The 24568-nt window shown below is 69.5% G+C and carries 26 protein-coding genes, 1 tRNA gene and 1 riboswitch; of the genes, 16 read left to right on the top strand and 11 right to left on the bottom strand.

What is annotated here, in order from left to right; all coding sequences use genetic code 11:
- Nucleotides 1-9 precede the first annotated feature (9 nt).
- Complete coding sequence (locus tag FKR81_RS11725; RefSeq protein ID WP_146351028.1) at nt 10-297, top strand: hypothetical protein; 288 nt, start codon at nt 10-12, stop codon at nt 295-297.
- On the opposite strand, the gene FKR81_RS11720 is transcribed toward FKR81_RS11725, so the two are convergent.
- From FKR81_RS11720 to FKR81_RS11705, 4 genes are read right to left on the bottom strand one after another with little or no spacing between them, the layout of a single operon-like run.
- The gene (locus FKR81_RS11720) at nt 291-1688 is read right to left on the bottom strand and encodes an aminobutyraldehyde dehydrogenase (protein WP_407936519.1); all 1398 of its coding nucleotides are present in this window, start codon (nt 1686-1688) and stop codon (nt 291-293) included. The two genes, FKR81_RS11725 and FKR81_RS11720, sit on opposite strands and share 7 nt — an antisense overlap.
- Nucleotides 1685-3307, bottom strand: coding sequence for a thiamine pyrophosphate-binding protein (locus tag FKR81_RS11715; protein WP_146351026.1), 1623 nt, complete (start codon nt 3305-3307; stop codon nt 1685-1687). Before FKR81_RS11715 ends, FKR81_RS11720 begins: the two co-directional genes overlap by 4 nt.
- Nucleotides 3304-4362, bottom strand: coding sequence for an agmatinase (gene speB / locus FKR81_RS11710; protein WP_146351025.1), 1059 nt, complete (start codon nt 4360-4362; stop codon nt 3304-3306). The genes FKR81_RS11715 and speB overlap by 4 nt, the downstream gene beginning before the upstream one ends.
- Nucleotides 4356-5810 carry a sodium:solute symporter gene (locus FKR81_RS11705; protein ID WP_146351024.1) on the bottom strand — a complete coding sequence of 485 codons (1455 nt, stop codon included), beginning with the start codon at nt 5808-5810 and terminating at the stop codon, nt 4356-4358. The genes speB and FKR81_RS11705 overlap by 7 nt, the downstream gene beginning before the upstream one ends.
- An 81-nt stretch (nt 5811-5891) precedes the next feature.
- Between FKR81_RS11705 and FKR81_RS11700 the strand changes: the two genes are divergently transcribed.
- The 4 genes from FKR81_RS11700 (at nt 5892) to FKR81_RS11685 (ending at nt 9266) form a co-directional block, all read left to right on the top strand.
- Nucleotides 5892-7346, top strand: coding sequence for a PucR family transcriptional regulator (locus tag FKR81_RS11700; protein ID WP_146351023.1), 1455 nt, complete (start codon nt 5892-5894; stop codon nt 7344-7346).
- A 266-nt stretch (nt 7347-7612) separates the two neighbouring features.
- Nucleotides 7613-7684 (top strand) — tRNA-Glu (locus FKR81_RS11695).
- A 190-nt stretch (nt 7685-7874) separates the two neighbouring features.
- A complete protein-coding gene (locus FKR81_RS11690; protein WP_146351022.1) occupies nt 7875-8537 on the top strand; it encodes an SAM-dependent methyltransferase in 663 nt (220 codons plus the stop codon).
- 72 nt (nt 8538-8609) lie between these two features.
- On the top strand, nt 8610-9266 hold the full coding sequence (locus FKR81_RS11685) for a DUF4383 domain-containing protein (RefSeq protein WP_146351021.1): 657 nt from the start codon (nt 8610-8612) through the stop codon (nt 9264-9266).
- Here FKR81_RS11685 and FKR81_RS11680 read toward each other — a convergent pair.
- Entirely contained in the window at nt 9243-10169 is a 927-nt protein-coding gene (locus FKR81_RS11680; RefSeq protein ID WP_146351020.1) for an aldo/keto reductase, read from the bottom strand. The two genes, FKR81_RS11685 and FKR81_RS11680, sit on opposite strands and share 24 nt — an antisense overlap.
- 31 nt (nt 10170-10200) lie before the next feature.
- Here FKR81_RS11680 and FKR81_RS11675 point away from each other — a divergent pair, with 31 nt between their 5' ends.
- The 3 genes from FKR81_RS11675 (at nt 10201) to FKR81_RS11665 (ending at nt 13039) form a co-directional block, all read left to right on the top strand.
- Entirely contained in the window at nt 10201-10881 is a 681-nt protein-coding gene (locus FKR81_RS11675; RefSeq protein WP_186762920.1) for a M50 family metallopeptidase, read from the top strand.
- 39 nt (nt 10882-10920) lie between these two features.
- Nucleotides 10921-12657, top strand: coding sequence for an arginine--tRNA ligase (gene argS, locus FKR81_RS11670; RefSeq protein ID WP_146351018.1), 1737 nt, complete (start codon nt 10921-10923; stop codon nt 12655-12657).
- A gap of 85 nt (nt 12658-12742) precedes the next feature.
- On the top strand, nt 12743-13039 hold the full coding sequence (locus tag FKR81_RS11665) for a WhiB family transcriptional regulator (RefSeq protein ID WP_146351017.1): 297 nt from the start codon (nt 12743-12745) through the stop codon (nt 13037-13039).
- Between the two features lie 73 nt (nt 13040-13112).
- On the opposite strand, the gene FKR81_RS11660 is transcribed toward FKR81_RS11665, so the two are convergent.
- Nucleotides 13113-13883 (bottom strand): SigB/SigF/SigG family RNA polymerase sigma factor, encoded by a 771-nt coding sequence (locus tag FKR81_RS11660; protein ID WP_146351016.1) that lies wholly within the window; start codon nt 13881-13883, stop codon nt 13113-13115.
- On the bottom strand, nt 13880-14296 hold the full coding sequence (locus tag FKR81_RS11655; RefSeq protein ID WP_235921463.1) for an ATP-binding protein: 417 nt from the start codon (nt 14294-14296) through the stop codon (nt 13880-13882). Before FKR81_RS11655 ends, FKR81_RS11660 begins: the two co-directional genes overlap by 4 nt.
- A gap of 139 nt (nt 14297-14435) precedes the next feature.
- On the opposite strand from FKR81_RS11655, the gene FKR81_RS11650 reads away from it, so the two are divergent.
- Nucleotides 14436-15167 (top strand): ATP-binding protein, encoded by a 732-nt coding sequence (locus FKR81_RS11650; protein WP_146351014.1) that lies wholly within the window; start codon nt 14436-14438, stop codon nt 15165-15167.
- Here FKR81_RS11650 and FKR81_RS11645 read toward each other — a convergent pair.
- From FKR81_RS11645 to FKR81_RS11635, 3 genes are all read right to left on the bottom strand, one after another.
- Nucleotides 15157-15534 (bottom strand): STAS domain-containing protein, encoded by a 378-nt coding sequence (locus FKR81_RS11645; RefSeq protein ID WP_235921462.1) that lies wholly within the window; start codon nt 15532-15534, stop codon nt 15157-15159. The two genes, FKR81_RS11650 and FKR81_RS11645, sit on opposite strands and share 11 nt — an antisense overlap.
- 131 nt (nt 15535-15665) lie before the next feature.
- Complete coding sequence (locus FKR81_RS43495; protein WP_186762919.1) at nt 15666-15884, bottom strand: hypothetical protein; 219 nt, start codon at nt 15882-15884, stop codon at nt 15666-15668.
- Nucleotides 15885-15913: 29 nt separating this feature from the next.
- Nucleotides 15914-16573 carry an ANTAR domain-containing protein gene (locus FKR81_RS11635; RefSeq protein ID WP_146351013.1) on the bottom strand — a complete coding sequence of 220 codons (660 nt, stop codon included), beginning with the start codon at nt 16571-16573 and terminating at the stop codon, nt 15914-15916.
- 763 nt (nt 16574-17336) lie between these two features.
- On the opposite strand from FKR81_RS11635, the gene FKR81_RS11625 reads away from it, so the two are divergent.
- The 7 genes from FKR81_RS11625 to gcvP all read left to right on the top strand — a co-directional run bounded on the left by FKR81_RS11625 (nt 17337) and on the right by gcvP (nt 24266).
- The gene (locus FKR81_RS11625) at nt 17337-17915 is read left to right on the top strand and encodes a CDP-alcohol phosphatidyltransferase family protein (protein ID WP_146351011.1); all 579 of its coding nucleotides are present in this window, start codon (nt 17337-17339) and stop codon (nt 17913-17915) included.
- A 54-nt stretch (nt 17916-17969) separates the two neighbouring features.
- Nucleotides 17970-18353 carry a glycine cleavage system protein GcvH gene (gcvH, locus tag FKR81_RS11620; protein ID WP_146351010.1) on the top strand — a complete coding sequence of 128 codons (384 nt, stop codon included), beginning with the start codon at nt 17970-17972 and terminating at the stop codon, nt 18351-18353.
- 113 nt (nt 18354-18466) lie between these two features.
- Nucleotides 18467-18925 carry a glycogen accumulation regulator GarA gene (gene garA, locus FKR81_RS11615; protein ID WP_146351009.1) on the top strand — a complete coding sequence of 153 codons (459 nt, stop codon included), beginning with the start codon at nt 18467-18469 and terminating at the stop codon, nt 18923-18925.
- Between the two features lie 10 nt (nt 18926-18935).
- Nucleotides 18936-19511 (top strand): MerR family transcriptional regulator, encoded by a 576-nt coding sequence (locus FKR81_RS11610; protein ID WP_146351008.1) that lies wholly within the window; start codon nt 18936-18938, stop codon nt 19509-19511.
- Between the two features lie 137 nt (nt 19512-19648).
- Nucleotides 19649-20122 (top strand): bifunctional nuclease family protein, encoded by a 474-nt coding sequence (locus FKR81_RS11605; RefSeq protein ID WP_146351007.1) that lies wholly within the window; start codon nt 19649-19651, stop codon nt 20120-20122.
- Between the two features lie 302 nt (nt 20123-20424).
- Nucleotides 20425-20991 carry a MerR family transcriptional regulator gene (locus tag FKR81_RS11600; protein ID WP_146351006.1) on the top strand — a complete coding sequence of 189 codons (567 nt, stop codon included), beginning with the start codon at nt 20425-20427 and terminating at the stop codon, nt 20989-20991.
- A 138-nt stretch (nt 20992-21129) separates the two neighbouring features.
- A riboswitch (glycine riboswitch) is annotated at nt 21130-21226 on the top strand.
- Nucleotides 21227-21374: 148 nt separating this feature from the next.
- Complete coding sequence (gcvP, locus tag FKR81_RS11595; RefSeq protein ID WP_146351005.1) at nt 21375-24266, top strand: aminomethyl-transferring glycine dehydrogenase; 2892 nt, start codon at nt 21375-21377, stop codon at nt 24264-24266.
- A 48-nt stretch (nt 24267-24314) separates the two neighbouring features.
- On the opposite strand, the gene FKR81_RS11590 is transcribed toward gcvP, so the two are convergent.
- A complete protein-coding gene (locus FKR81_RS11590; RefSeq protein ID WP_146351004.1) occupies nt 24315-24557 on the bottom strand; it encodes a hypothetical protein in 243 nt (80 codons plus the stop codon).
- Between the last annotated feature and the right edge of the window lie 11 nt (nt 24558-24568).

Here is a 24568-nt window from a genome sequence, read left to right as displayed (position 1 = left end):
CCGGTCCACGTGATCGCCTCCAGCTACGAGGGCCTGGGGCGCGGCATCGCGAGCTTCTGGCGGGACCGGCGTCCCCACGGTCGACGGCGCGCGCTCGACCTGCGCACCGAGTTCGGGCTCGGCGAGATCCAGCGGCACTACGGGAAGTTCGAGGGTGATGTCAGCGACGGCTCGACCTTCCTGATGGCCGTCGAGTACACCGACGCCGACTGCCCGACCGTGCGCACGCTGATGGCGCCCCAGCAGCCACTCCGGTTCTCGCAGAAGAAGTGGCTGCCGGGGCTGCTCTGTCAGTGAGCCTGCATGACGTGCTTGACGCGGGTGTAGTCCTCGAGTCCGTGCATGGAGAGGTCCTTGCCGTACCCGGACTGACCGAACCCGCCGTGCGGCATCTCGGGGGTGATCGGGCCGTGCGTGTTGACCCACACGACGCCGTAGTCCAGGCGCGGGGTGAGGCGCGCGGCCCGGTCCGCCGACCCGGTCCACACCGACGACGCCAGTCCCTGCGGCACGTCGTTCGCGAGGTAGACGGCCTCGTCGTCATCGGCGAACGACTGCACGGTGATGACGGGCGCGAACGCCTCCTCCTGCACGATCTCGTCGTCCTGGCGCAGGCCGGAGACCACGGTGGGGGAGAAGAAGAAACCGCGGTCCCCGAACTGCTTGCCGCCGCAGTGGACGGTCGCGTGGGACGGCAGCCGCTCGATCAGGCCGAGCACGCGGGACAGCTGGGCCGCGCTGTTCAACGGCCCGAAGTCCTTGCCCGGCACCGTGGCGGAAGCGGCATCGGCGAGCGCGGCGACGAACTGCTCGTGCACCGCGGAGTGCACCAGCACGCGCGTCGCGGCCGTGCAGTCCTGGCCCGCGTTGTAGTACGCGGCACCGACGACCGCGGACGCCACGGCGGGCACGTCCACGTCGTCGAACACCAGAACCGGCGCGTTGCCACCGAGTTCGAGGTGCGTGCGCTTCAGCGTGGCCGCCGCGCTGCGGGCGACCTCGATGCCGGCACGCGTGGAGCCGGTGATCGACACCATCGCGGGCACCGGGTGCTCGACGAGCAGGCGGCCGGTGTCGCGGTCGCCCAGCACGACGTTGAACACGCCGGGCGGCAGCACCTGCGCGGCCAGCTCGGCGAGCAGCACCGTCGAGGTCGGCGTGGTGTCGGCGGGCTTCACGACGACGGTGTTGCCCGCCGCCAGCGCCGGCGCGATCTTCCACACGGCCATCATCAGCGGGTAGTTCCACGGCGTGATCTGCGCGATCACACCCACCGGCTCGCGCCGCTGGTACGAGGTGTGGCCCTCCAGGTACTCACCGGCCGACGCGCTGTGCAGCAGCCGCGCGGCACCCGCGAAGAAGCGGATCTGGTCCGCGCACTGGGGAATCTCCTCGGTGAGCACCACGTCGCGGATCTTGCCCGTCTCGCGCACCTCGGCGTCCGCGACCGTGGAAGCGTTGGCCTCCAACAGGTCCGCGAGCTTCAGCAGCGCCGACATGCGCTCACCGGGCGTGGTCCGCGACCACGCGGGGAACGCGGCTTCCGCCGCCCGCACCGCCGCGTCGACCTCGGCCTCGCCCGACACCACGGCCGTGCCGAACACCTCGCCGGTCGCGGGATCGACCAGGTCGCTGCCGCCCGCACCGGACTGGCGGGCGCCGTTGATCACGTTGGTGAGGGTCATCAGTGGTTCTCCAGGTGTGTCGGTGCGAACATCCGAAGTACAGCCGGCAGCACTACCACGTGCGGGCCGTCACCGGCCAGCGCCTTCGCGAGGTCCTCGCGCAACGACTCGAGCGTGCTCCTGGTCGCGGGCACGCCGAACGCCTCGGCGAGCGCGACGAAGTCCGGGCGCGCCAGCTCGGTGGCCGTGGCCCGGCCGAACGCGTCGGTCATGTACTCGCGCAGGATGCCGTAGCCGCCGTCGTCGATGATCAGCCACGTGACGCGCGAGTTGTGCTGGCGCGCGGTCGCGAGTTCGGGGATGCCGTACATCGCGCCGCCGTCACCGGACACCGCGAGCACCGGACCGTCGACCGCGGCCGCCGCACCCAGCGCCGCGGGCAGGCCGTAGCCGAGGCCGCCCGCGCCCTGCGCGGAGAACTGCACGCCGCCGCGCGGGTCCCACGCCGACCACGCCCAGTACGCGAGGATCGTCATGTCCCAGTACGTCGGCGTCCCGTCCGGCACCGCGGAGCGAACCGCCGCGAGCACCTCCTGCTCGAGGTCCAGCTCCTGCTCAGTGAGGCGTTCCGCGACGGCGACGAGCAGCGTCCGGACGGACTCCTCGGCCTGCCCGTCGGGTTCGCGGCGGGTGGTCGCGGCGGTGATCGCCTCCAGGAACAGCCCGGCGTCGGCGTGGATGCCGAGTGCGGGGTAGTTCGACTCCAGCTTGCCGAGGTCGGCCTCGACGTGGATCACCGCGCCGCGCGGCCGGAACGTCCGGTAGTTGCTGGACAGCTCGCCGAGCCCGGAGCCGAGCACGAGCAGCACGTCGGCGTCGGCGAGGAACTCAGTGGTGTGCCAGTCCTCCAGCCACGACTGCGCGGAAAGCGGGTGCTCCCAAGGGAAGCAGCCCTTGCCGCCGAACGTCGTCACGACCGGCGCGCGCAGCTTCTCCGCCAGCTCCAGCAGTTCCGCGTGCGCACCGCACCGGCCGACGCCGCCACCGGCGAGGATCACCGGCCGCTTCGCCCCGTCGAGCAGGCGGGCGGCCTCGGCCACCAGCTCCTGGCGCGGGGGCAGCGGGCGGGGTGTCGCGGTGATCTCCCCGACCACGGGGATGCCCGCCGGCCCGAGCAGCACGTCCTGCGGGATCTCCACCCACACCGGGCCGTGCGGCGCCGACGCGGCGACCTCCCACGCCTCGGTGAGCGCGGACGGGATCTGCGACGCCGACCGCACCACGCGCGCGTGCTTCACGACGTCGCGGAAGCTGCCCAGCTGGTCGGTCAGCTCGTGCAGGTACCCGCCGCGCACGCCGCCGAGGCCCTGGCTCGGGATCTGGCTGCTGATGCCGAGCACCGGGGCGCTCGCCGCGGCCGATTCCTGAAGTCCCGCAAGGGTTTGCAGCGCACCCGGCCCGGTCGACACGAGCAGCGGCGTGACCTGGCCGGTGACGCGGGCGTGGCCGTCCGCGGCGAACGCGGCGTTCACCTCGGTGCGGCTGCCCACGTAGCGCAGGTCCGAGCGGTTGAGCGCGTCGAACAGGCCCAGCGCGTGCTGGCCGGGGATGCCGAACACGGTGTGGGCGCCCAGCGCTTCGAGCGTTTCGACGACGACGTCGCCGCCCGTTCGGGTGGTCACTTCGCCTCCTCCAGCAAGTTGTCCACAGATCGCCGAGCGGTGCCTTGACCGGCGTTTGCGCTGGTAGACTGGGTCGGGGTCGTCCCCCCGGGACGGGTGGGGGCTGTCCGTTGGGCGTTTTTCGCGTTCAACGCCATCAGGCTCACCAGGTCGTAGGCCACGTGCGAGGCTGCCACAGAAGTGATGTCGGCGTGGTCGTAGGCGGGCGCCACCTCGACGACGTCCGCGCCCACCAGGTTGAGGCCCGCCAGGCCGCGCAGGATCTCCAGCAGCTCCCGCGACGTCATGCCGCCCGCCTCGGGCGTGCCGGTGCCGGGCGCGTGCGCCGGGTCCAGCACGTCGATGTCGATCGACACGTACAGCGGGCGGTTCCCGATCCGGTCCCGCAACGCGGACACGGTCTCGTCGACACCGCGCCGCATCACGTCCGCCGAAGTCACGATGCCGAACCCGAGACGCTTGTCGTCCTCCAGGTCGGACTTGCCGTACAACGGACCGCGGGTACCGACGTGCGAGAGCGCCTCGGTGTCGAGGAGGCCCTCCTCGACCGCGCGGCGGAACGGCGTGCCGTGCGTGTACGCCTCGTTGAAGTACGTGTCCCACGTGTCGAGGTGCGCGTCGAAGTGCAGCAGCGCCACCGGACCGTGCTTGCGGGACACCGCGCGCAGCAGCGGCAGCGCGATCGTGTGGTCACCGCCGATCGTCACCAGTTGGGCGCCGGTGTCGAGCAGCGCGCTCGACTCGGCGTCGATCGTCTCGATGGCCTCGCCGATGTGGAACGGGTTGACGCTGATGTCGCCGCCGTCCACGACCTGGAACTCCTCGAACGGCGAGACGTCCAGACCGGGGTTGTAGGGCCGCAGCAACCGCGACGCCTCGCGCACCGCCGAAGGGGCGAAACGCGCACCGGGGCGGTACGACACCCCGGTGTCGAAGGGGACTCCGATGACCGCGACGTCTGCCTTCGGCACCTGGTCGATGCGCGGCAGGCGGGCGAAGGTCGCGGGCCCGGCGTACCGGGGAACGACCGAGGAGTCGGTGGGGCCGATCACGATTTCACCAGTTCCTTCTCAGCTGATTCACCAGCGACCCGGCTCTCCCAGACGCGGAGCACCGAGGCCTCGGTCGGCGGCGTGACGAGGCTGACGCCCACGTACACGACGAACGACGCCGCGAGGCTGTAGTAGATGGGGGTGTTGGCGAGCACCCCGTCGATCACCATGAACGTGATCGCGGTCAGCGAGCCGACGGCCATGGACGCCATCGCACCGGCCCGCGTGCCGCGCTTCCACACCAGTCCGCCGATGATCGCGACGAGCAGTCCGCCGACGAGGATGTTGTAGGCCACGGTCAGCGCGGCGATCACGTCGTTCAGCGCCACCGCGATGCCGATCGCGACGATGCCGAGCACCAGCGTGAAGATCCGGTTCGAGCGCACCTCGTCGTGGTTCTCATCCCTCGCGGCAACCCTCTTCCCGAACAGACGCGGCCAGATGTCGTTGGAGGCCACCGTGGCAGACGCGATCAGAGCGCCGCTGGAGGTCGACATCATCGCGGCCAGAGCCGCCGCCAGGACCAGGCCGCGGACACCGGTCGGGAGCAGGTTCTCCACGATCGTCGCGAACGCCTCGTCCTTGTTCGCGATGTTCGGGTACAGCGCCTTGCCCGCGGTGCCGATCAACGCACCGGCGACGGCGTAGACGAGGCAGTACAGACCGGACGTGATGCCGCCCCAGGTCGCGACCTTCGGGGACTTCGCGGTGAACACGCGCTGCCAGATGTCCTGGCCGATCAGCAGGCCGAACACGTAGATCAGCAGGTAGGTGATGATCGTGTCGATGCCGATCGTGCCGACGTCGAACACGGCCGGGTCGTTGAGCCGCTGCTGGATGCCGTCGAAACCGCCCGCCTGGAACAACGCGATGGGCAGCAGCAGGAACAGGATGCCGACCGTCTTCACGATGAACTGGACGATGTCGGTCAGCGTGATCGACCACATGCCGCCGAGCACCGAGTAGAGAACCACGATGCTGCCGCCGATGACGACACCGATCCACTTGTCGAAGCCGAAGAGGACGTTGAAGATCGTCGAGTACGCGATGGTCGACGTGACCGTCAGCATGAGCGTGTAGCCCCACATGACCACACCGGAGATGGCGCTGGAGTTGCCGCCGTAGCGCAGGTCCAGCATCTCGGAGACGGTGTAGACCTTGAGCCGCACGATCCGGCGGGCGAACAGCGCGCTCAGCAGCAGGATGCCCAGGCCGATGGAGAACACCATCCACGCGCCCGAGATGCCGAACTTGTAGCCCAGCCCGACGCCGCCGATGGTCGACGCGCCACCGAGCACGACAGCGGACATGGTGCCGGAGTACATCGCGAACCCGAGCCGCCGTCCGGCGACCAGGTACTCGCTCTTGCTCGTCGCGCGTCGCATGCCCCACCAGCCCATGCCGACCATGCCGAGCACGTAGGCCGCGATCACCGCGTAGTCGAGAGCCACTTCGGACCTCCTTAGGTTGCAGATCACACTAGAAATGGTCGGTGGCGCTGGTAAGTGGTTGATGTGCACAATTGACGGACCATGGTTGTGCAAACCGTCTCGTTGCGTGCGGTGGTGGCCCGCCCCGAGCTCGGACTCGCCGTCCTGTGCGGTGAGGACCAGCTCGACCGGCCCGTGCGCTGGGCCCACGTGAGCGAGCTCGCCGACCCGACCCCGTTCCTGGTCGGCCAGGAACTGCTGATGACGGCGGGCGTGAAGTTCCCCGACGACGTCGACCGCTACGTCGCCGGACTCGTGTCGTCCGGCGTCAGCGCGGTCGCGTTCGGCGTCATGCCCGAGTACGCCGAGGTGCCCGCGCGGCTCGTCGAGGAGTGCGCGGCGCAGGGCATGCCACTCGTCGCGGTACCGCCGGACACGCCGTTCCTGGCGGTCAGCCAGGCAGTCGGCGACCTGCTCGCCGAGCGTCAGAACGCCGAGCTGCGCATGCTCGCGGACTCGCAACGCGCGCTCACCCGAGCAGCGGTGCGGATCAGGCCCGTCGACGGCACGGTCACCGCGCTCGCCGTCGCGCTCGACTGCTGGGTGCTGCTGCTCGACGCGAACGGCGCGGTGCTCGGCAGGTCCGCCCGCGCGCCCGAGCTGTCCGGCGAACTGGCCGGGCTCGCCCGGCGCGTCGGCGCGGGCACCGGCCCGCGCAGCGCGAGCACGTCCGTCGGCGACGACCACGTCGTGCTGAACCCCGTCGAACAGCTGTCGCTGCGTCCCGCGATCCTCGTCGTGGGAAGGGAGACAGCGCTTTCCGTCGCCGAACGCGCGGTCGTCGCCGTCGCCGTCGCGGTGCTCAGCCTGCTGCGCCGCGACGCCGACACCTCACGCGGCCACCCCGCGCGGCTCGCCGCCAGGCTGCTGCTCGGCCTGCCCGCCGCCGACCAGCTGGCGCTCGTGCTGGACAGCCGCGAGTACCGGGTGATCGCCGGGCGGAGCCTGCGAAGAGCTCCCGCGGACCACGAGCTGCTGACCCAGACGTTAGGGACGCCGTTGATCGATCTGGGTGAACCCGGACTGCGTGCGGTGGTGGCTGCGGGTAACTCCGTCGACCTCGACCGGGTGGCCGAGCAGGGCTGGGTCGTCGGGGTCAGCGGACCTGTCGGCGCAGGCGAGCTCGGCGCCGCGTCGGACGAGGCCGAGTCGCTGCTCCGTTCGGCGCTCGCGTCAGGCCGTTCACAACGCGCGTCCGAACTCGGATCCGTTTCGTCGCTGGTCGAACCGGCACAGGCGGCCCGTTTCGCGGTGCGCCTGATGGCCCCGCTGGCGAGCGGCCGATCGGCGCGCGGGCTGGTCGAAACACTGCGGGTGTGGCTCGCGCAACATGGCAACTGGGACCGCAGCGCCTCCGTGCTCGGTATCCATCGCAACAGCGTTCGGCACCGAATCAGGCACATCGAACGCATGCTGGGTCTTGACCTGGCGGACGCCGGTGTGCGAGCTGACCTGTGGCAGGCGGTGCACTGGCTACCGCCCGGATGGCCTGATTAATTGCTTTGACCACTCCCTCCGCACGGGGCAAGGTAATACCCGTGAACAAGAAAGGAGGGACCTCGATGACCACCGAATTCAGGTTCTTGTCCGCTATTGAAGCGGAAGACTGGAACGGTGCTCCCGCCATCCTCGGCGGTGAGCGCACTTGCCGAGGTTCCCTCAACTTGACCTGGTAGTTCGTCGACAACCGCCGCTGTCGGCCACCTAGTTCGCACAATCTTCCAGCGCGCATGCCGATATGTCATTTTCGCATGCGCGTCCCCGGCGTGTTCGTCCAGTGGTGAGGACACCGGAATCTCAATCCGGAAACACGGGTTCGATCCCCGTACGCGCTACTCGGCCCGGTCTCAGTGGGGTGGACCGGGCCGTCCCACGTCCAGCGGGCCACTTGTCCAGTCTCTGTCCGGTCAACCTGTCAAGCTGGTCTAAAGGGTCTGGCGCGCGGTGCCGAAACCCATGTCAGATGGACCCAAAGATTTTGGGATACTTCGCTCGTTCGGACTAGAGGACGGTTACCCTCTGGTGATGCCTGCGGTCCCTGTCTGCGCACGCTACGAGGTCGACGTACGTCGGCCGAGTGCCGCACGGATCTACGACTACTACCTCGGCGGCGTGCACAACTTCGCCGTCGATCGCGCGTTCGCCAAGCAGGCGGTGCGCATCGAGCCCGAGCTGCCGCTCGTCAGCCGGGCGAACCGGGCGTTCCTGCGGCGTGCCGTCAAGCACTGCCACGACGCGGGCGTGCGCCAGTTCCTCGACCTCGGCTCCGGCATACCGACGTGCGGCAGCGTCCACGAGACCGCTCCTGGCGCGCGCGTGGTGTACGTCGACCACGACAAGCCGACCGTCGCGTTCGGCCGCGCCATCCTGCGCGGCGACCCGAACGCGCGGATCGTGCAGGCGGACTTCCGCTGCCCGGACCGGCTGCTGCACCACCCCGAGATGAGCATCGACCTGAACGAGCCGTTCGCGGTGCTCATGGTCGACGTGCTCCGGTACGTGGACGACGCCACCGACCCGCACCGGCTCGTCGCGGCCTACCGGGACGCGTTACCGCCCAACGGGTTCCTCGCGGTGTCGCACACCGGGCGCATGGAGTCCTATCTGGACGGTCTGACGCTGGTCGGGGACGGGCAGGTCCGGCTGCTGCACGGCGGGTACGCCGCGGTGGGGCACAAGCCCGCCTGACGGCACGCCGGGGGTTTGCCAGCGTGACCGCTCGGGTACCTGCGGTGGGTGAGACAGACCTCTGGAGGCGTCATGACCCACCGCGTCACTGTCAAGGTCGCGGGCCTGCAACCCGTGCAGGTGCTGGCCGCGCTCACCGGTATCGCGTTCGTCGTGTTCGGTGTCGTCGGCTTCACCCGCACCGGCGCGACCGGCGACGACCACGCGTTCGTGCTCGGCTTCTCGGTCAACCCGATGCACAACGCTCTGCACGTCGCGGTCGGCGTGCTGGGCCTGCTGATGGCCATGCGCTCCGGCCTCTCGCGGCTGTACGGCTGGCTGCTGCTCCTCGGTTACGGCGCCGTGTTCGTGTGGGGCCTGATGATCGCGGGCGTGCTGACAGCCAACCCGGTCTCCGGTCTCGGGAACCCGCTGGCGCTCAACGCGTTCGACAACTGGCTGCACCTCGGCATCGCCGTGCTCGGTCTCTTCATGGCCGTGCTGCCCGCGCGGCGCAAGCTGATCGAGATGGAGGACGAGCCGGTCGCCTCCTCCGAGACCGACGTGCCGGAGAACGACCTGCGGGATACCGACGTGCGGGAGAAGGACGTGCGGGAGAAGGACGTTCCCGAGCCGCGGGCCGCGCGGGACGCCAGGCCCGAGCCGATCACCAAGGAGCAGGCGGTGATCGACCCGGCTACGGAGAAGCTGCCGAAGCCGAAGGACTCAGCGAGCAGCATCAAGGCGTGACATCAGGTCGCCGTCGAGCTCGATCTCGCGTGCCTGGAGGGCCTCCTCCAGCTGTGCCACCGCACTGACGCCCACGATCGGCACCACGGGCGGGTCGGAGTGCAGCAGCCACGCGAGCACCACCTGGTTGGTGGTGACCCCGAGCTCGGCGGCGACCTCGTTCAGCACCCGGAGCCGCCGCGTCGTGCCGGGGTGGTCGTAGTACTCCTGCAGCGGCTTCTCCGGGTTGGTGTAGGCGCCGAACAGCAGCGTCGTGTACGCCACCAGCTTCAGGTCGCCCTCGGCCCGCGCGTAGTCGAACAGCTCGTCGGTGAGCTGCGTGTGGCCCGCCTCGTTCAGCACCGCGTTCGGCCGCGGCCGCAGGTAGCTGTGCCTGCCCTGCACGTACGTGAACAGCGGCCAGCCGTTGGCCTTCGCCAGCGCGCGAGCCCGTTCCAGCCGCCAGGTCGCGTGGTTGCTGGCGCCGATCGTCGTCACCTTGCCCGCGTCGACCAGCTCGGCGAACGCGCCCAGCGTCTCCTCCAGCGGCACCGCGCGGTCCTCGATGTGCGCGTAGAAGACGTCCACGCGGTCGATGCCCAGCCGGGTGAGGCTGCCGTCGATCGCCGCCTTCACGGCCGTCGCGGACAGGCCCTCCGCGTTCTCCAGTCCGGTTCCCGGCGTGAGCGGCCGCGCGCCCATCTTCGTTGCCAGGTAAAGCGAGTCCCGGTTGCCGCGTGCCTTGATCCAGCGGCCGAGCATGTCCTCGCTCTCGTCGCCGGTGCCCGTCCAGAACGCGTAGTTGTTCGCGGTGTCGATGAACGTGCCGCCGGCGTCGACGAAGCGGTCGAGGATCTCGAACGAGGTGCGCTCGTCGAGCGTGTTTCCGAACGGCAGTGCGCCCAAGCAGATCTCGTGTCCCATGGGGAGCAGGTTTCATCCTGGAGCGCGCTCCATGTCAACATCGGATATGCCCACCCAAGAGCAGTTGGTCCTGTGGGGCCCGGCCGCGGCCGCGTTCCTCCTCGTCGCGATCGGGGTCCTGTGGCGGCTGAGCCGCAACGTCGTGACGATCGCCCACGAGGGCGGGCACGCCCTGGTGGCGGTGCTGACCGGCAGGCGGTTGTCCGGCATCAAGCTGCACTCCGACACCTCCGGCCTCACCGTCTCGCGCGGCCGTCCGACCGGGCCCGGCATGGTGTTCACCGCGATGGCGGGCTACGTCGCGCCGTCGCTGCTCGGCCTCGGGTTCGCGCTGCTGGTCGTCGGTGACCAGGTGCGGTTGATGCTGTGGCTGTCGATCGCGCTGCTCGCCGCGGTGCTGGTGATGACCCGCAACGTCTTCGGCGTCATCTCGGTGATCGCGACCGGCGCGATCCTCGTCTGGGTGTCCTTCTACGCGTCCGACCCGGTGCGCGACGCGTGCGCGTTCGGCTTCTGCTGGTTCCTGCTCTTCGGCGGCGTGCGGCCGGTGTGGGAGCTGCAGGTGAAGCGCTGGCGGCGGCAGGCCCGCGGCTCGGACGCGGACATCCTGGCCAGGCTCACGCCGGTGCCCGCGCTGGCGTGGGTGCTGCTGTTCCTCGTCGTGTCCGTCGGCTCGCTGGTGCTCGGCGGTGGGCTGCTGCTCGGGCGGTGATGGAATACTGGCCTTTTACGGTTCAGGAGGGCGATTCGCGTGTTGCGGGGAGATGTCGGGCTGGAGCTTGGCCAGCGGGTCGCGGCGGCGCTGCGCGTGTCGCTGGGAGTCGAGATCACCCCCGAGGAAGCGGTGATCCGACCGTCCAACCGCGACGGCGTCGACTTCCAGTGCAACGTCGCGATGAGCCTCGCCAAGAAGCTCGGGAAAAACCCGCGCGAGGTCGCCGCGCTGATCGTCGGCGCGCTGGACGCGGCGGACGCGGTCGAGGAACCGGAGATCGCCGGGCCGGGGTTCATCAACCTGACCCTGCGCACCTCGTGGCTCGAGTCCGAGGCCGTGTCGCTGCTGACCGACGACCGCCTCGGCGTGCCCGTCGTCGAGTCGCCGCGCCGGATCGCGATCGACTACAGCAGCCCGAACGTCGCCAAGGAGATGCACGTCGGCCACCTGCGGTCGGCGATCATCGGCGACGCGCTGTCGCGGCTGCTGACGTTCGTCGGGCACGAGGTCATCCCGCACAACCACCTCGGTGACTGGGGCACGCCGTTCGGCATGCTCATCGAGCACCTCACCGAGACCTCGGACGCGGGCGACGACCACTCGATCAGCGACCTGAACGCGTTCTACCAGGAGGCGCGGCAGAAGTTCGACGCCGACCCGGACTTCGCGACCCGTGCGCGCAAGCGCGTGGTGGCGCTCCAGGGCGGCGACGAGCGGACCCTCGCGCTGTGGCGCGACCTGGTCGACGAGTCGCTGCGGCACTTCCAGCAGGTGTACGAGCTGCTCGGCGTCGGCATGACGGCCGAGGACAGCTACGGCGAGAGCTTCTACAACCCGTTCCTCGCGGACACGATCACCGAGCTGCAGAACGCCGGGCAGATCGAGGAGAGCGACGGGGCGCTGTGCGTGTTCCCGCCCGGCTTCCGCAACCGCGACGGCGACCGGCTGCCGCTGATCGTGCGCAAGAGCGACGGCGGCTACGGCTACGCGACGACGGACTTCGCGACCATCCGCTACTGGATCCGCGACCGCAAGGTCGACGACCTGCTGTACGTCGTGGGATCGCCGCAGTCCCAGCACTTCCAGATGCTGTTCGCGATCGCCCGCCAGGCCGGCTGGCTGACCGACGACCACACGTCCGTGCACATCGGGTTCGGCTCGATCCTCGGTGAGGACGGCAAGATGTTCCGCACCCGCACGGGCGGGACGGTCAAGCTCGCGGACCTGCTGCAGGAAGCCGTTTTCGAGGCCGGCAAGGTCATGCCGGAGAAGTCCGAAGTGGACGCGGCGGACCAGCCCGACGTCGCGCGCGCGATCGGCATCGGCGCGGTGAAGTACGCGGACCTCTCCAACGACCGCGAGAAGGACTACGTCTTCACCTGGGACAAGATGCTCGCCAAGAACGGCGACACGTCCGTCTACTCCCAGTACGCCAACGCCCGCGCCCTGTCGATCTCGCGCAAGGTGGGCCGGGTTCCCGAGGCCGCTGCCCGCATCGTCGTGGGGGAGCCTGCCGAGCGCGAGCTGCTGCTCAAGCTGCTCCAGCTCCCGCCGGCCGTGCAGGCGGCCATCGAGGGCTACGCGCCGCACAAGCTCACCGGCTACCTGTTCGAGACGGCCACCGCGTTCTCGACGTTCTACAACGAGTGCCCGGTGCTGACCGCCCCGTCGCAGGAGGTCCAGGACTCGCGCCTGCTCCTGGCGGACCTCACGTCGCGCGTGCTGACCCTGGGGCTGTCACTTCTGGGTATCGAGGCACCGGAAAGGCTTTGATCGCAACTCGGGAGGTTTGGGCAGGCTGACGCCGGGGGTACGCAGTGATCGCAACGACCTGATCCGCCCACGTGAGGGAGTCGCGATGACCTGCACGACCCGTCTGCCCAAACCGGTGACCGACGTGTGGGACTGGCAGCTCGAAGGGCTGTGCCGGGGCCGCAACAGTGCGATCTTCTTCCACCCCGAGAACGAACGCGGCTACGCGCGCGTCGCCCGTGAGTCGAAGGCCAAGGAGATCTGCCGGAGTTGTCCGGTGCTCGCGCAGTGCCGCGCGCACGCGTTGAGGGCTCAGGAGCCGTACGGCGTGTGGGGCGGCATGGGCGAGGACGAGCGGCGCCAGATCATCGCCGCCACCCGGCGCCGTCTGAAGATCGCCTGAGCTGCAGCCGAACAGGCTGTGTGGGTGAGGGGCGCGCCGGACCGTTGCGATCCGGCGCCACCCTCGAGATCACCTAAGCCTCTTCCAGCACGTCCCGCAGCTGGCGGAGTGTCTTCGCCAGCAGGCGGGACACGTGCATCTGCGAGATGCCGACCTTCTGCGCGATCTGCGTCTGCGTCATGTTCCCGAAGAACCGCATGATCACGATCTTGCGTTCGCGCTCCGGCAGCCGCTCCAGCAAGGGGTGCAACGCTTCCCGCTGCTCGATCATCTCGAGCTCGGGGTCCTCGGCGCCGAGCGTGCTCCCCAGCGAGATCGACGACTCGTCCGACGCCATCAGCATGTCGTCCAGCGACGCGCTCTGGTAGGCGTTGCCCGCGGCGAGGCCTTCGTGGATCTCCTCGCGGGTCATCCCGAGGTGCGCGGCCAGCTCCGACGGCGTCGGCGCGCGACCGAGGCTCTGCGCGAGCCGCGACGTGCCCGCGTTGATCGCCAGGTGCAGCTCCTTGAGCCGCCGCGGCATGCGGACCGACCACGACGAGTCGCGGAAGTACTTGCGGACCTCGCCCATGATCGTGGGCACCGCGAACGACAGGAAGTCGCTGCCCCGTTCGGGGTCGAACCGGTCGACGGCGTTGATCAGCCCGACGGTCGCGACCTGCACCAGGTCCTCGTAGGGCTCACCGCGGTGCCCGAACCGGCGCGCGATGTGCTTGGCCACCGGCAGGTGCTCGGTGACCAGCTGGTCGCGCAGCGCCTCCCGAGCCGGCCCCTCCTCGGTCGCGGCCAGCTCGGCGAACAGCGGCGCCAGGTGGTCGTATCCGCCGGAGTCCGAACCGCTCACTCATCCACCGTCCCCGCCGACCTCTTCACGAGGTCGATGTGCACCACGTGACCGTCGCCGGTCGTGGCGGGCTCGACCCACGTCGTGACCGAGTCGACGAGCGCGGTCAGCACCCGCCAGCCGAAGCTCTCCCGGTCGGGCGGAGCGGAGCCGTTCGACGGAACCTGCGCGAAGACGTGGATCGCGCCGTCCTGAGCGACGACGAACCGGCACGAGAGCACCACCTTCGGCGCCGCCAGCGTGATCAACGTCGAGCACGTCTCGTCGACGGCGAGCTTCAGGTCCTCGATCGAGTCGAGGTCGAAGTCCTGTCGCATCGCGATGTCAGCCGCGACCGTGCGCACGACCGCGAGCTGCTTCGCGTCCGCCGACATGCGGAGCTCGACGCCCTCGTCTTCTCCCAACTGCGACACACCCACCTCGTAGTCCGTTTCTCCTGTGGTTCGGCACATGTTCTGCCGTACCCGAATTGATCTCATTTCACACGTGTAGGCAAAGCGCCACGGGGGAAAACCACCCTGGGGTGAGGTTGTAGCCCCCGTTTGGAGGGCTGTGACCAACGAGCTGGCGTTGGAGTTCCCCGCGCATTCGCGGCAGGTGGCGGCTGTCAGGCACCAGGTGGCCTCCTGGCTCGACGACGCGGGGCTCGACGACGACTCCGTCGCCAACCTGGTTCTCGCGGTCAGCGAGGCCGTGAGCAACGCTGTCGAGCACGCCTACCAGGGTCCCATGAAGGGCCGCGTCCAGCTGCGCGCGGAAGTGACGGCCGACGGCGCGGTCTGCGTCGCCGTGACCGACCGCGGGCGGTGGCGCCCCCGTCCGGCCACCCTGTCCAGCAGGGGACGGGGACTGCTCCTCATGCGCGAGAACGTGGACCAGGTCATCGTCGACCGCGCGCTGACGGGCACCACCGTCACGCTGCGCCTCGCCAGCCACCCCGTGCTCGTGCCGCTGCAGGAGGGACCGCGCGTGCCCGTCGGGCACGAGGTGCTGGTGCACGAGGCCTCCGGACAGGTCGAGGTGGTGGTGCGGGGCAACGTGCCGGGGCACGCGGGACCGACGCTGAGGCGCACGCTCTCGACGCTCGCCAGGGGTGGCTCGGTGCCGCTGACCGTCGACCTGGCCGAGTTCGTCGGACAGACCGACGGCCTGGTGCACGCGTTGCACGCGGTCGCGGAAGTCGCTCGTGCGGCAGGCAACCGCCTGACCGTGCACGCGCCTCGTCAAGCGGCGGCGCGTGCGGCGGTCGAAGGGTTGAGCGCGGTGGTGGACCTCAGGAGCTGATCGCCGACTCGACCGACGGGTGGACGCTGAACACGTCCCCGAGCCCGGTGGCCTCCAGCGGACGCGTCACCGCGCGCTCGACGGCCACGACGCGCAGCTCGACGCCGCGGGTCTTGGTCTGCTGCGACGCCTCCACGAGCACGGCGAGCCCAGCGGAGCCGAGGAAGGTGACCCGGCTCAGGTCGAGCACCAGTTTCGAGCCGCTGGTGCTGTGGTCGCCGACGGTGGTGCGCAGGCCGGGTGCCGTCGTCATGTCGACCTCACCGGCCACGGTGAGCACGGTGACGCCGTTCTCGAGTCGCTTGACGACGACCTCGATGAGCGGGTCCGTGTCGTGTCGCACGACGTTCGGATCCTGCACGGTCACTTATTTCTCCCTTGTCGCTGACGACAGGGGCACCTGCGACGCAGCGTGCTCCCCACAGCCTGGAAACGCGGCTGGTGGCTCAACCGCTGCGTACTCACCGTACGGACGCGGCTGGGCGATCACAAGCCGGGTCAGCTGTGCGAGCGCGGTCGCAGTTCGTAGAAGTTGCCGGGATCCTCCCGGTAGACGAACTCCAGCCCGCGCCGGTCGAACTCCTCGAACCACCGGTCCCACGAGAGCGGGTCCACGTCGTCGTACGCGGGGAAGTCGAACGCGGGCCCGGACGTGGGGACGGCGTCCCGCTGCTCCGCCCACAGGCGGATCTGCAAGTGGTCCGTTGTTCGCTGCACGCCCACGTCCTACCCCTGTTTCATCGTGCTCAACCCGGCTGTAGCGCGGCCCACACCTGCCGGGCGACCCGCACGGCGTCGTCGCCGGGTGCGGTGACCGGCACGACGTCCGTTTCGTCCAGAGTGCCGCACACCTGCAGCACGAGCGCGGAGCACAGGTCGCGCAGCTTGACGTTGGCGTGCTGGCTGGCCCGCACGAGCGTCTGGAAGGCCGCGCCCGCCGGGATCCGCTGCTGCCCCATGACGAGGCCCTTCGCCTGCTCGATGACCCGCCTGTGCTGCATCATCGTGACCATCTGGTCCGCCCGCATGACCTCGCCCGCGCAGAACTCGACGACCGCGGCCGCCATCGACAGCATCGGCTCGATCTCCTCGACGACCCGCAGGTCGTGACTCGACGGCGGGTGGTCGAGGTAGAGGGTGAGCACCAACGGCCCCTCGTTGCCCCAGCTGCCGGGCACCGCGAGAAACCCCATGCCGTCGAGGTCGTCGACGCACACCTGCTCCTCGAGCGCGCCGTATTTCGCGACGTCCTCCTCCCGTCCCTCCGCCGCGCCGCGCTGGATGAGCGGCGTGAGCGTGTCGTCCGACCACACGGTGAGCCCCGCTCCGAGGCATCCGTGCAGCTCGGCGCACAGGTAGTCGAGTAGTCGCGTGATCAGCTGGGGGCCGAATCTCACCTGGTCCACGCGCCCACATTAGGCCGGACGTTCAGTCGGGCCTATGGCCGACGCGGGGTGTGCGGTAGCTCGCGCACGGTGAACGGCAAATGAGACGAGCGGCCGGTCATCCGCCCGGCTTAGACCATTTGCAGCTCGGCGCGAGATCAGCTCCGCCGACCGCGTCACACCCCCGAGTTGGCGGTGACCTGAACCACATTGGTCCAGAATTCGTTTCCAGGGATAACGCCGGAGCACCGGCGACCGACATCCCTGACACACGGAGGGAATGCGATGAGAACCGCCACGGAAGCCCAGCCGACGCAGGGATCGACCCTGCCCACCGCGCCTTGCAGCGTTGTGTGGAGCAAGGGTCACGCCTACGTGCTCGAGGGTTTCCGCGCTCGCTGGGTCGGCGTCGACGACCGCGGCCGGCCGCACGCTCTGAGCGGTGCCGACCTGCAGCGTCGTGGGTGGACCCGCACACGCTGCGCCTGATCTTCCTTCTTCGCCGGCAACTCGTGGGGCGCGCATGCTTTCGCAGCCGTCCCCGCCGGGTTCTCATTCTTGCCAGTGAGCACCGACAGTTCTGGTGCGTGCGCGGTGTCAACGGCCCGCTGACGCGACTGGTTCGGGACGCTCGACGGTTCGCTTCCTGAAGGTCCACTTCAGTTCCTGGTGCGCTTCGGTCTGCGGTGCGCTCGTGCAGCCCGTGACCGGCCCACCCGTGACACCGCGCCCCCACCGCGTGCCTGCCACCGCATCAGGCCCACTTGACCATTACAGTGCGGGTGTGCGCGACCCGGCTGATCGCCTGCTGACCATCCCGAACCTGCTCAGCGTCCTGCGGCTGGCCGGTGTCCCGCTGTTCCTGTACCTCCTGCTGGTCCCGAAGGAGGACGGCTGGGCCCTCCTGGTCCTGGTCGCCGCGGGTCTGAGCGACTGGCTCGACGGCAAGCTCGCCAGGTGGCTCGACCAGACGAGCCGCCTCGGCACGCTCCTGGACCCGGCCGCGGACCGCCTCTACGTGTTCTCCACGCTGCTGGCGTTCGTGGTCAGGGACATCATTCCGGTGTGGATCGCGGCCGTCCTCGTGGCACGGGAGCTCGTGGTGGGCATCTGCCTGCTGATCCTGCGGCGCCGCGGGTACGGGCCGTTCGAGGTGACGTACCTCGGCAAGGCGGCGACCTTCAACCTGCTGTACGCGTTCCCGCTGCTGCTGCTCGCGCAGGGGGACAGCGGCTGGGCGCAGGCCGCGAAGCCGTTCGCGTACGCGTTCATCGCCTGGGGCGGCGCGCTCTACCTGTGGTCGGCGCTGCTGTACGTCTACCAGTTCTTCCTGGCCATGCGACGTCCGGTGTCAAGTACCTGATCGAGCGTGGAAAGATCACTGTCAACAGGTCCAGTAGTCAAGGAGCGCAGTTAGGTGATTCCCGAGGAGCTCAGGTACACCGAGGAACACGAGTGGGTCGCGCGCACGGGTGAGGACACCGTTCGGATCGGCATCACCGACTACGCCCAGGAGCAGCTCGGCGACGTGGTGTTCGTCCAGCTCCCGGAGATCGGGCAGACCGTGAATCCGGGCGACACGCTCGGCGAGGTGGAGTCCACCAAGAGCGTGTCCGACATCTTCGCGCCGCTCGAGGGCGAGGTGGTCTCGCGCAACGACCAGCTCGACCAGCAGCCGGAGCTGGTGAACACCGATCCGTACGGCGAGGGCTGGATGATCGAGCTCCGGCTGACCGATCCCGCCAGCGCTGACGACCTGCTCGACGCGGGCGGGTACAAAGCGTTGGTGGAGAAGGAGTGACGACGATCTTCCGTCGCATCTTCGGTCGGTTGGGGAGCCGCTCCTCGGCCGACGACGCAGGCACGATAGGTTTGCAGGGTCAAGACGGTTCCAGCAGCAGGAGGAGAGCTCAGGTGAGCACGAACGACGGCCCAGGCGTTCCGCCGGAGCAGTCCCCGGAGCGGACCTCCGTCTTCCGGGCGGACTTCCTCGCCGAGGTCGAGGGCGCCGAGGCGCCCGCCCAGGAGCCGGCCGTTGCCGGCGTAGACGCACTTCCCGCTGGTTCCGCGCTCCTCGTCGTGAAGCGTGGCCCCAACGCGGGCTCCCGCTTCCTGCTGGACCGTGACACCACCAGCGCGGGGCGCCACCCGGACAGCGACATCTTCCTGGACGACGTGACGGTCTCGCGCCGCCACGCCGAGTTCCGCAGGGAGGGCGGCGAGTTCGTCGTCATCGACGTCGGCAGCCTCAACGGCACCTACGTCAACCGCGAGCCGGTCGACCAGGCCGTACTCGCGAACGGTGACGAGGTTCAGATCGGCAAGTTCCGGCTCGTCTTCCTGACGGGGCCGGGCGCCGGAGGCCAGAGCTAGAGCGGCGCTGATGGTGGCCTCTCGGGGACTCAGCATCGGGGCGGTGCTCGCAGAGCTCCGCCCCGAGTTCCCCGAGGTCACGATTTCGAAGATCCGGTTCCTCGAGTCCGAGGGACTGGTTCGCCCCGCGCGCACGTCGTCCGGCTACCGCGAGTTCACGCGGTCGGACGTCGAGCGGCTCCGTTTCGTGCTGTGCGCGCAACGTGACCGCTACCTGCCGCTGAGAGTCATCAGGGAACAGCTCTCCGACATCGGATCCGCTGACCTTTCCCGCGAGAATCTCCTTGCACAGTCCGGAATCGATGCCGCGACACTGGCACAGCTCGAACAGGACGGTCTCGTCCGGCCAGGTCGGGGCGGCGCCTATTCCGTCGACGACCTCACCATGCTCCGCATCATCCGGACGATGACCGGACTGGGCGTCGAGCAGGAACAACTCCGCGCGTTTCGCGCCGCAGCCGACCGGGAAGCCGCCCTGTTGAGATCCTTCCCAGATCCCGAGACGATCAGGGAATTGACCGGACTTTCCGCAGCATTGCACTCGTTGCTGGTCAAGGCGAGCTTGCGGAACGTGCTGGGGAGTTAGCTTCGTTGTGTCCAGCGACCCGGCACGGGGCCCGCTTGGCGGGTAGCGTCGAAGATGAACGCGGGGGATCCTCGGGACACGAACCGGGGCTCCCGAGATCGAACGCAGATGTCGAACGCAGAGGGAGGCGAGACCCGATGAGCGAGATGCGCGTCGTCGGCGTGCGGGTGGAGCTGCCCGCGAACCAGCCGATCCTCCTGCTGCGCGAAACCGAGGGTGAGCGCTACCTGCCGATCTGGATCGGGTCCGTCGAGGCGACGGCCATCGCACTGGAACAGCAGGGCGTGCGTCCGGCGCGTCCGCTCACCCACGACCTCCTGAAGGATGTCATCGGGGCACTCGGGCGGCAGCTGGAGCAGGTCCGCATCACGGACCTCCAGGAAGGCACGTTCTTCGCCGAGCTCGTGTTCGACGGTGACATCCGGGTGTCCGCACGACCGAGCGACTCGGTCGCGCTCGCGCTGCGCGTCGGCGTCCCCATCCACGCCGAGGAGTCCGTGCTCGCCGAGGCCGGGCTGATCATCCCGGACGAGCAGGAGGACGAGGTCGAGAAGTTCCGCGAGTTCCTCGACTCGGTGTCCCCTGAGGACTTCCGCGGCGCCGACACCTGAGAGGTTCGGCGTGTCGCACCGCGTCTCTTTTGGCCGGTGTGGACACACGTGTGCGTGTCGCTCGATCGGACTACTCATTGCAACATGACTCGCTAAACGGTCACTAAATGTCACCTCAATCGGTTAGTTCGGGTGATGGGGAAAGTTGACTTGTGAGTCGACCGCCGACACACCCCGCGCGTCGCGTTGACCTGCCCCCATGCCGGTCTTACCGTCGATGACTAGTGAACCGCCACGGTGTGCTTAGAGCTCCGCGGCGGCTTGACGGCCGGTGCGTACGGGCCGTTCGAGGGGAGGCAGGCGTGGTCGAGGAAGCGCCCATCCGGGCCGAATCCGGGCAGCAGGGTGAGCTGTTCCCGGACTCCTCGCTGCCGGACGAACTCGTCGGCTACCGGGGGCCAGCGGCGTGTCAGATCGCTGGGATCACCTACCGGCAGCTCGACTACTGGGCCAGGACGGGGCTGGTGGCTCCGACCATAAGGAGTGCACACGGCTCGGGGAGCCAGCGGTTGTACTCGTTCAAGGACGTGCTGGTGCTGAAGGTGGTCAAACGACTGCTGGACACCGGGGTGTCGCTGCAGAACATCCGCGTCGCCGTCGACCACCTGCGCAGGCACGGCGTGCAGGACCTGGCGAAGATCACGCTGTTCAGCGACGGCACGACGGTCTACGAGTGCACCTCCCCCGAAGAGGTCGTGGACCTGCTCCAGGGCGGCCAGGGCGTGTTCGGCATCGCGGTGAGCGGCGCCATGCGGGAGATCAGCGGCACCATCCACGAGTTCCCCGCGGAACGCGCCGACGGCGTCGAGATCGCTCCCATGACCGAGGACGAGCTGTCCCGTCGTCGCCGCGAGCGCGCGACCGGCTAGTCGCCGAGCAGGCTTCACGACCCCGGTGACGAAGAGCAGCGCCGAGGGTTCGTCGCGTCTCGTCAGGCCCGAGTGAGATTCCCGTCGCGCCTGTGGGACTAGCGGGTGAACAGGCGGGTATTCTTCGCGGGTAGTCGCTGAACCCGTGCGGGAGAGTCCGAGCGAACCCGGCTCGGCGCCGAAGGAGCAAGTTCCTCCCCGGAACCTCTCAGGCACCCAGGACCGCGTGGGCGAGACGCCTCTGGAAAGTGGGCTGATTCAGGCCCCGCCGACGGTGAAAGCCTGGCTCGCCAGGTGAAGCTCTCAGGCGCCCGTCTAGCGGGTACGGACAGAGTGGGGAGGGCACCGCAGCAGTGTGCCCGCACCAGCCCCGGAGGCGTTCTATGTCGCAGGACCGCATTCCTCTCGCCGCTCTCGAGCACGGCACCCCGTTCGCGGACCGGCACGTCGGCCCCCGGCCGGCAGAGCTGGCGCGGATCCTCGACGTCATCGGCGTCGGGTCGCTGGAGGAACTGGCCCAGCGCGCGGTCCCCGAGTCCATTCGCGAGCGCGACCTGGTGCTGGACCTGCCCGCGCCCGCCACCGAGACCGAGGCGCTCGCCGAGCTGCGCGAGCTCGCTTCGCGGAACCGCCCGATGACGCAGATGATCGGCCTCGGCTACCACGACACCGTGACGCCGGGCGTGATCCTGCGCAACGTGCTGGAGAGCCCGGCCTGGTACACGGCTTACACGCCGTACCAGCCGGAGATCTCGCAGGGCCGTCTCGAAGCGCTGCTGAACTTCCAGACCATGGTCGGCGACCTGACAGGCCTGCCGGTGGCGAACGCGTCCATGCTGGACGAGTCGACCGCCGCCGCCGAGGCGATGACGCTGGTGCGCCGCGCCGGACGGTCCAAGTCGAACAAGTTCGTGGTGGACGCGGACACGCTCCCGCAGACGCTCGCCGTCATCGAGACGCGCGCCGAGCCGCTGGGCATCGAGATCGTCGTCGCCGACCTGTCGCAGGGCATCGAGGGCCTCGGCCTCGGCGGTGACTTCTTCGGCGTGCTGCTGTCCTACCCCGGCGACTCCGGCGTCGTGCGCGACCAGTCGGCGCTCATCGAGGAGATCCACGCCGCGGGCGCGCAGGCCGTCGTCGCGGCGGACCTGCTGGCGCTGACGCTGCTCCGCCCGCCCGGTGAGATCGGCGCGGACGTCGTCGTCGGCACCACCCAGCGCTTCGGCGTGCCGATCGGCTTCGGCGGTCCGCACGCCGGCTACATGGCCGTCCGCCAGGGCCTCGAGCGCCAGCTGCCCGGCCGTCTCGTCGGTGTGTCCGTGGACGCCGACGGCTCGCTCGCCTACCGCCTCGCGCTCCAGACGCGCGAGCAGCACATCCGCCGCGAGAAGGCGACGTCCAACATCTGCACCGCGCAGGTGCTGCTCGCGGTGATCGCGTCGATGTACGCGGTCTACCACGGTCCGGACGGCCTGCGCGCGATCGCGACCCGCACGCACCGCATGGCGACGGTGCTCGCGACCGGCCTGTGCGAGGCCGGGTTCGACGTCGTGCACGGCGAGTTCTTCGACACCGTGCGGGTTTCCGTGCCGGGCCAGGCCGCCGCGATCGTCGAGAAGGCCCGCGCGCTCGGCATCAACCTGCGCCAGGTGTCCGACGACGTCGTCGCGATCGCCTGCGACGAGAAGACCTCGCGGGCGCACGTCATCGCGGTGTGGGAGGCGTTCGGCGTCACCGGGTCCGATGTGGACGCCATCGACGCGGACACCGCGGACGGCATCCCCGCCGAGCTGCGCCGCACCTCGGACTACCTGACGCACCCGGTGTTCCACGCGCACCGCAGCGAGACCGCGCTGCTGCGCTACCTGCGTGCCTTGTCGGACAAGGACGTCGCGCTCGACCGCAGCATGATCCCGCTCGGCTCGTGCACGATGAAGCTCAACGCCACGGCCGAGATGGAGTCCATCACCTGGCCGGAGTTCTCAGGCCTGCACCCGTTCGCGCCCGTCTCCGACGCCGCGGGCCTGCTGAAGATCGTGTCCGACCTCGAGCTGTGGCTCGCGGAGGTCACCGGCTACGACGCGGTGTCGTTGCAGCCCAACGCCGGTTCGCAGGGCGAGTTCGCCGGCCTGCTGGCGATCCGCGCGTACCACCGCTCGAACGACCAGGCGGAGCGCGACGTCTGCCTGATCCCGTCGTCCGCGCACGGCACCAACGCCGCGTCCGCCGTCATGGCCGGCATGCGCGTCGTCGTGGTTCGCTGTGACGACAAGGGGAACATCGACCTCGGCCACCTGCGCGAGACGGTCGACGAGCACAAGAACGACCTCGCCGCGATCATGATCACCTACCCGTCCACGCACGGCGTGTACGAGGACACCGTGCGCGAGGTCTGCGGCCTGGTGCACGACGCGGGCGGTCAGGTGTACGTCGACGGTGCGAACCTCAACGCGCTCATCGGCCTCGCGCAGTACGGGAAGTTCGGCTCGGACGTCTCGCATCTGAACCTGCACAAGACGTTCTGCATCCCGCACGGCGGCGGTGGCCCCGGCGTCGGCCCGATCGGTGTGCGCGCGCACCTCGCGCCGTTCCTGCCGAACCACCCGCTGCAGCCCACCGCGGGCCCGGCGACCGGTGTCGGCCCGATCAGCGCCGCCCCATGGGGTTCCGCGTCGATCCTGCCGATCTCGTGGGCGTACGTGCGGATGATGGGCGGCGACGGCCTGCGCCGCGCGACCCTGACCGCCGTGGCGGCCGCGAACTACGTCGCCCGCCGGCTGGACGAGCACTACCCGGTGCTCTACACCGGCGAGGGCGGTTTCGTGGCCCACGAGTGCATCCTCGACCTGCGCCCGATCACCAAGGCGACCGGCGTGACCGTCGACGACGTGGCGAAGCGCCTCGCGGACTACGGCCTGCACGCGCCGACGATGTCGTTCCCGGTGGCGGGCACGCTGATGGTCGAGCCGACCGAGTCCGAGGACCTCGCCGAGATCGACCGCTTCATCGACGCGATGATCGCGATCAAGCGCGAGATCGACCGCGTGGGCGCGGGGGAGTGGCCGGTGGAGGACAACCCGCTGCGCAACGCCCCGCACACCGCGGCGTGCGTGACCATCGGCGAGTGGAACCACCCGTACACCCGCGAAGAGGCCGTCTACCCGGCGGGCACCGGTGCCCCGAAGATCTGGCCGCCGGTGCGGCGCATCGACGGCGCGAAGGGCGACCGCAACCTGGTCTGCTCCTGCCCGCCGCTCTCCGCCTACAACGCCTGACAGCTGGTCCGCCGGGGGCACTTCACGGATGAAGTGCCCCCGACGGCGCTACTCGCAGCTGTCGACGGTGGGCATCGGAGCGGGTTTGGCGTTCCTCATCCGCTCCTCGGTCCAGTACTCCTCGCCGGACGAGGTGACGATCGGGCCTGCGGCATTGCCCGTCGGAGCATCGGACACGGCGATGTGCCCATCACCGCACTTGGGGCTCGACGTCGTGAGCACCACGGCGGTGACCGCGATGCCCGCCACGGCGAGCGCGGCCAGCAACCCCAACAGCACACGTCTGCTCATGACCGAAGGAC

It is taken from the genome of Lentzea tibetensis (genome assembly GCF_007845675.1).
GTDB classification, from domain to species: Bacteria; Actinomycetota; Actinomycetes; order Mycobacteriales; family Pseudonocardiaceae; genus Lentzea; species Lentzea tibetensis.
The sequence above is the reverse complement of the archived record's forward strand: the minus strand, read 5'-3'. Positions and strand labels throughout refer to the sequence as shown.